We start from the raw sequence: 4,551 nt of genomic DNA, 5'->3' as shown, positions 1-4,551 counted from the left end.
ACCCGCTGGCGGCGGCCCTGGGCCAAGCGCAGGCTCTGGTGCGGCTCGGGACGCGGCCACCCCGGGCCGGACGCTTCGCCCGGCCGCCCGCGAAGCCGGCCACGGGCCTGAGCGGGCCGCTCGCCCGCTGGATCGCGCATCGCGCGGAGGAACCATGACGCGGACCGATCGAACCGACGCGGCAGACCCGCTCTGGACCCTCTCGGCCGCCGCCCTGGGACGCCGCTACGCGGCCGGGACGGCGAGCCCGGTGGCGGCCGCCCGCGCCTGCCTGGACCGGGCGGAGGCCGTGAACCCCGTGCTCAACGCCCTGGTGGCGGTCGATCCCGAGGGCGCGGAGCGTGCCGCCGCGGCGAGCGCGGAGCGCTGGCGGGCCGGCCGACCGCTCGGGCCGCTGGACGGCGTGCCGGTGACCATCAAGGACAGCCTCAACGTCGCCGGGTTCGCGACCGGCTGGGGGAGCCGGCTCTCTGCGGGGCGGCCGGCGGACCGGGACGAGACGCCCGTGGCCCGCCTGCGCGCGGCCGGCGCGGTGATCCTGGGCAAGACCAACGTCCCGGAATTGACCGTCCAGGGCTATACCGGCAACCCGGTCCACGGCGTCACCCGCAACCCGTGGGATCCGGCGCTGACGCCGGGAGGCTCCAGCGGCGGCGCGGTGGCGGCGGTGGCCTCCGGGATCGCGCCCCTGGCGCTCGGCACCGACGCGGGCGGCTCGATCCGCCGCCCCGCCTCCCATACCGGCCTCGTCGGCCTGAAACCCACAGCCGGCCGGGTGCCGCGACGTGGCGGGCTGCCCCCGATGATGCTCGACCTGGAGGTGGTCGGGCCGATGGCGCGCACGGTCGACGATCTCGCGGCGGCGATGCGGATCCTCGGGGCGGCCGATCCGGATTCCGTCGCGCCGCACGGCTTCGGCCCGTTCGGGAGCACCGCGGTCCCGGACCGGCCGTTGCGCATCCTCTCCGTCCCGGCCTTCGGGTCGGCCCCGGTCGATCCTGAGATCGCCGCCAGCGTCGCCGAGGCGGCCGGCCGCCTCGAAGGCCTCGGCCACCGGGTCGAGACCGGCCGCTTCGACGCGGCGACCGCCCTCACGGAGGCGTGGCCGGTCTTCGGCCAGGCCGGCATCGCCTGGCTGATGCGGGCGCATCCGGGCCGGCTCGACGCCCTCGGCCCCGACATCCGCGCCTTGGCGGAGGCCGGGGCGGCCCTCTCGGCGGCCGACCTGTTCGACGTGCAGCGGATGGCGCTGGCCCTGCGCGAGGACCTCGCCGCCCTGTTCGCCGGTCACGACCTCCTGATGACCCCGACCGCGGCGGCATTGCCCTGGCGGGCGGAGGACACCCATCCGGAGCGCATCGCCGGGCTGCCGGTGGGTCCCCGCGGCTCGGCGACCTTCACGGGCTTCGTCAACGCCGCGGGCTGCCCGGGAATCTCGATCCCCTGCCGCCCGTCGGGCGCGGGTCTGCCGATCGGGTTCCAGCTCGTGGCGCCCTGGGGCCGCGACGAGACCCTGGTGGCGGTGGCGGGAGCCTACGAGGCCGCCCATCCCTGGCGAATGGTCTGGGAGGGCCAGGCGCCGTGACCGGCCTGTCGATCCACGCCGTCGACGCCGCCACGGGCCGGCCGGCCGCGGGAATGCGCGTGCGGGTCCTGTCCGTGGGAGCCTCGCCGCGGTTGATCGCGGAGGGCGCCCTCGGCGCCGACGGGACGCTCGCCCATCCGATCGTGCGGACGCGGCTCGCCCCCGGCCTCTACGAGGTCGCCTTCGCGATCGGGGATTTCGTCGGGGCGGCCGGGACGGGGTTCCTGGAGGAAGCCTCGATCCGCTTCCGGATCGGCGATCCCGACGAGCACTGCCATCTGCCGCTGAAATTCACGGCCTTCGGCGTCGCGCTGTTCCGCGGCTGCTGAGCCGGGCGGGCAAGCGTCTCCGGGCACGGGCCGGCCGCCGCGGCCGCGACGTCGCGGTCCGGCTGCTCCCGCACCGGGCGGGGTGACCGGCGCCACCGGGACGCCTAGACTCGCCGCCGATCGGCGAGGCGAAGGCGGGAGGACACCGATGCGGATCCAGGCGATGACGGCCCCGGTGGCGGTGATCGGACGCCCGGCGCGCGGCGCGAATCCGGCCCGGCGGCTCCTGGCCGTGCTGACCGTCCTCGCCCTTCCGGTGGCCTGGGTCGCGGCCGGGCGGCAACCGGCAGCGGGCATCGACCCCGATCTCGTACGGGTGATCCGCTTCATGGCGGTGATCAAGGGCGGCTTCGCCCTGGCGGCTGTCGCGGGCTGCTACTGGCGCCTCGGGCACCCGGCGGCCGCGTGGCGGATCCCGGTCTACGTGATCGGGCCGCCGCTCATGGCGATCGGCGCGGCCGGCCTGTGGTCCCTGCGCGATCCCGGCCTCGCCGCGCTCGGCGTGCATCTCGGCCTGTTCGCGATCCTCGCGGCGGCGCTCACCGACCGCGATGCCCTGCCCGACCTGCCGGTCCGCCGGCGGCGCTGACCGCCGAGACGCCGTGCCGGGATGCGCCGGTCAGATCGTCTCGTAGGCGAACAGGACCGCGATCATCGTCAGGCCGGTCAGCCCGATGACGAAGCAGATGTCGGCGCAGCGCTCCAGGCGCACCGCGAGGTCGCTCGCCTCCCCCAGGCGGATCGACAGGTAGGACGCGACCGCGCTGACCAGGAACAGGATCGCCGTGAGGGCCGCGGCCTCGTCGACATGGCTCGGGCCGATCCAGTCCTCGGCGATCTTCACGAGGCCAATCAGGGTGGTGCAGACGCCGACCATCGTCCCGGCCGTGGGGAGGATATGGCGCGACAGGCCGTCTTCGCCGGATCCGCTGGCCCTCCGCCTTTCGGCCATGCGCTACTCCTACAGCTCTGCGGCGGCTGATCGGCCCCCGCCATACCGCGCCCGTGGAGGTTCGTCATGAAGCGACCGCTGACCACCAACTTCTCCGCACCGCCGCCGACCGAGGTCCAGCCGCCCGAGCCGGAGCCGTCGGCGGCCTCCTGGCGCGACGTCGCTCCGTTCGCGGCCGCCCTGATCGCCACCCTGGAGGCGATCGAGGCCGGGCCGAAGGCGGGGCCGGCGATGCGCGCGCACCGCTCCGCCATGCGCCGCCAGGGGGAGGGGGCCGCCGCGCTCGGCGGATCCGAGGCGTTGGCGGCCGTCCTGCATCAGGTCGCCGATGCCGACGCGGCGCGGGCCGCGCCGCGTCTCGCGCTCATCCGCGAGGCCTGGGCGGGGCTGCCCGGGGACCCGGTCTGACGCCCCGGTCAGGGGCTCCCGGTCCGACGGCAGATCGGGGGCGCAGCACGCCGTCGATGGTCCCATGGGCCGGACAGGGATCTTGGCGTGCGCGCGACCGGAGCCACGGGACGATCGGCACCTGGGGTCGTAAAACCGCACCCCGCGCCCCCTGTCGTACCGATCCTGAACCCTCTCGACGGGCAGGGCGTTACGGGGACCGGAATCATGGGGATGGCCACGCATGCGACACGTCAAGTACAGGCTGATCGAGCCGGGCCTGCGCCCCCGGCGCACGCGCCTCGAGATCCCCGGCTGGGCGGGCAACCCCGAACCCCGCATTGACGGCTCGCAGGAATATGCGTGGCACTGCCTCCCGTTCTCCGAGGCGGCCAAGGCGGGGATCGAGCTGTTCTATCCCTACGAGACCGAGCTGCGCGTCGGCACGCGCGACGGTGCGCTCGTCTTCGAGGGCGATTTCGGCCCGCCGCCGGAGCCCGGCATGCAATGGCCGCCGTTCCGGAGCTTCGGGGAGGCCTACTACACCTACCAGATCCTCCTGGACCTGAAGGTGGAGGAGGGCTGGGCGATCAAGACCGAGACCCATCCGCGCTTCTACACCGACCGGACCGGGACCGTTCCGATCGCGGTGCCCGCGCTCCTGCGGCACTGGTGGCCGATGATGTACTTCATGGTCTTCAAGGCCCCCGACGAGGGGGGAACCCACGTGTTCCGGCCCGGCGAGCCGTTCATGCAGGTCACCGTGGTGCCGGCCGAGAATGATTTCGAGCTCGTGCCCATGCCCGAGGACGAAGCCGCGGAGCGCGAACTGCAGTCCCGGCGCATCTATGCCAGCCGGTCGACGCTGGCGTCGGATTCGCAGTGGACCTCGGCGACCAACACCGTGTTCGACGGGACCTACCGGCGGATCCTGGGGGCAGCGAAGAGCCCCCGGTGACGGAGTGCGGAGAGGGACGCCCCCTCTCCGCGTCAGGCGGCTCAGTAGCCGTAGGGCCGGAAGTAGCCGTGGTGATGGTGGTGATGGTGGTGGAACCGCCGGAAGTAGCCGTGATGGTGGTGATGGTGATGATAGAACCGCCGGTAGAAGCGGTGATGATGGTGATGATGGTGATGATAGTAGTATTGGGCTTCCTGGACGGTCGCCTCGCCCTCGGCGGCAGGCGCGAGCAGTTCGGCCTTCGCCTGGTCCGCATCGGACTCCTTGAGGAGCGCCACCGCGTCGGGGATCGGCTTCAGTAGGTCGGCGTAGCTCTCGACCTGCATGGCCGCCTTCAGGC

Annotated in this window: 7 protein-coding genes; 5 read left to right on the top strand and 2 right to left on the bottom strand. The window is 73.8% G+C overall.

Going from position 1 to position 4,551, the window contains the following annotated elements; genetic code table 11:
• The first annotated feature begins 154 nt into the window (after positions 1-154).
• The 3 genes from AC1DXK_RS30210 to AC1DXK_RS30200 all read left to right on the top strand — a co-directional run bounded on the left by AC1DXK_RS30210 (position 155) and on the right by AC1DXK_RS30200 (position 2,503).
• On the top strand, positions 155-1,585 hold the full coding sequence (locus AC1DXK_RS30210; protein ID WP_477299653.1) for an amidase: 1,431 nt from the start codon (positions 155-157) through the stop codon (positions 1,583-1,585).
• Complete coding sequence (locus AC1DXK_RS30205; protein WP_477299652.1) at positions 1,582-1,914, top strand: hydroxyisourate hydrolase; 333 nt, start codon at positions 1,582-1,584, stop codon at positions 1,912-1,914. Before AC1DXK_RS30210 ends, AC1DXK_RS30205 begins: the two co-directional genes overlap by 4 nt.
• Positions 1,915-2,062: 148 nt before the next feature.
• A complete protein-coding gene (locus AC1DXK_RS30200) occupies positions 2,063-2,503 on the top strand; it encodes a hypothetical protein (RefSeq protein WP_477299651.1) in 441 nt (146 codons plus the stop codon).
• A 30-nt stretch (positions 2,504-2,533) separates the two neighbouring features.
• Here AC1DXK_RS30200 and AC1DXK_RS30195 read toward each other — a convergent pair whose 3' ends face one another.
• Entirely contained in the window at positions 2,534-2,866 is a 333-nt protein-coding gene (locus tag AC1DXK_RS30195; protein ID WP_457107161.1) for a hypothetical protein, read from the bottom strand.
• Positions 2,867-2,932: 66 nt separating this feature from the next.
• Between AC1DXK_RS30195 and AC1DXK_RS30190 the strand changes: the two genes are divergently transcribed.
• Together AC1DXK_RS30190 and AC1DXK_RS30185 are read left to right on the top strand one after the other, a co-directional pair.
• Positions 2,933-3,274 (top strand): hypothetical protein, encoded by a 342-nt coding sequence (locus AC1DXK_RS30190; RefSeq protein WP_477299650.1) that lies wholly within the window; start codon positions 2,933-2,935, stop codon positions 3,272-3,274.
• 223 nt (positions 3,275-3,497) lie between these two features.
• Complete coding sequence (locus tag AC1DXK_RS30185) at positions 3,498-4,211, top strand: hypothetical protein (protein WP_457107159.1); 714 nt, start codon at positions 3,498-3,500, stop codon at positions 4,209-4,211.
• A gap of 41 nt (positions 4,212-4,252) precedes the next feature.
• Here the strand turns inward: AC1DXK_RS30185 and AC1DXK_RS30180 are convergent, their stop codons facing one another.
• Positions 4,253-4,549: a hypothetical protein gene (locus AC1DXK_RS30180; protein ID WP_477299649.1), complete on the bottom strand. Its 297-nt coding sequence runs from the start codon at positions 4,547-4,549 to the stop codon at positions 4,253-4,255.
• Positions 4,550-4,551 lie beyond the last annotated feature (2 nt).

It is taken from the genome of Methylobacterium sp. P3_A11 (genome assembly GCF_056403155.1).
This window is presented reverse-complemented; position numbering and strand designations above follow the sequence as displayed.

Bases quoted from the DNA above. Each gene is read 5' to 3' on its own strand.
- AC1DXK_RS30210 (WP_477299653.1), top strand. From the start codon at position 155: ATGACGCGGACCGATCGAACCGACGCGGCAGACCCGCTCTGGACCCTC.
- AC1DXK_RS30200 (WP_477299651.1), top strand. From the start codon at position 2,063: ATGCGGATCCAGGCGATGACGGCCCCGGTGGCGGTGATCGGACGCCCG.
- AC1DXK_RS30195 (WP_457107161.1), bottom strand. From the start codon at position 2,866: ATGGCCGAAAGGCGGAGGGCCAGCGGATCCGGCGAAGACGGCCTGTCG.
- AC1DXK_RS30190 (WP_477299650.1), top strand. From the start codon at position 2,933: ATGAAGCGACCGCTGACCACCAACTTCTCCGCACCGCCGCCGACCGAG.
- AC1DXK_RS30185 (WP_457107159.1), top strand. From the start codon at position 3,498: ATGCGACACGTCAAGTACAGGCTGATCGAGCCGGGCCTGCGCCCCCGG.